General features: G+C 70.6%; 2 pseudogenes. Both read left to right on the top strand.

What is annotated here, in order from left to right:
• A pseudogene (locus AC27IQ_RS25225) lies at positions 1–164 on the top strand (UDP-2,3-diacylglucosamine diphosphatase); the annotation flags it as partial.
• 53 nt (positions 165–217) lie between these two features.
• Positions 218–1040 (top strand): annotated as a pseudogene (locus AC27IQ_RS25230) (M90 family metallopeptidase).
• Positions 1041–1124: the final 84 nt, after the last annotated feature.

The following is a 1124-nucleotide window of genomic DNA, read 5'->3' on the forward strand; positions in this document are numbered from 1 at the left end:
TGATCCACGGCCACACGCACCGCCCCGCCGTCCACGCCGTGGGGCCGGGCCTGCAGCGCGTGGTGCTGAGCGACTGGGACGCAGCCGCCCGTCCGCCGCGCGCCGAGGTGCTGCGCCTGTCGCCCGGCCGGGGCTTGGAACGGCTCGCCGCCGTCCCCATGTAGGCGGCATCTCTTTTTCCGCCAGGGAGTGCGCGAGCAGGCCCTCCCCCTCTTTCATGCCTGCTCTCTGGAACAAACTCTGGCACCGCGTGCGCGCGACCGTCGCCCCCGTGCCGGAGATCTCCGCCCCGCTCTGGCTGCAGACCCTGCAGCGCTATCCGTTCCTGTCCGCCCTGCCGCTGCAGGACCAGGCCAAGCTGAGGGCACTCAGCGCCCTCTTTCTGCAGCGCAAGGAATTCACCGGCGCGCACGGCCTGCAGGTCACCGATGCCATGGCGGTCGCCATCGCGGCCCAGGCGTGCCTGCCCGTGCTGCACTGGGGCACGCCCGCCCAGGCACTCGACTGGTACGACGATTTCGTGGGCATCGTGGTCCACCCCCGGCGAGGCCGTGGCGCGCCGGCAGTCCACCGACGAGGCCGGCGTGGTGCACGACTACACCGAGGTGCTGCTGGGCGAGGCCATGCACCGGGGCCCGGTCATGCTGAGCTGGCCGGCCGTGGACAGCGCGGGCAGCGGCCAGGACCGGGGCATGAGCGTGGTCATCCACGAGTTCGTGCACAAGCTGGACATGCGCAACGGCAACGCGGACGGCTACCCGCCCCTGCCAACGGGCTTTCTGGGCACTACCGGCCCGCAGGCGGCGCGGCAGGCCTGGCGCGCGGCGTGGCAGCCCGCCTATGACGCCTTCCGGGAGCGCGTGATCATCGCCGAGCGCTTTGGCGGCGAATGGCCCTGGCTGGATGCCTACGGCGCGACGGCCCCGGCCGAATTCTTCGCCGTGGCGTGCGAGGCGTACTTCGTGGACCGGGCGACGTTCGCCGCCGAGTTCCCGGACCTGATGCCCACGCTGGACGCCTTCTACCGCCGGGGATTGTGAGTCAAAACCCCTTCACGCCATAGATTTCATTGCCCTCGTTGCTATTATTTATATAGCAATCGACCGCCTGGCCGGCGCGGGCGC

This window comes from Acidovorax sp. KPB24-07 (genome assembly GCF_057543315.1).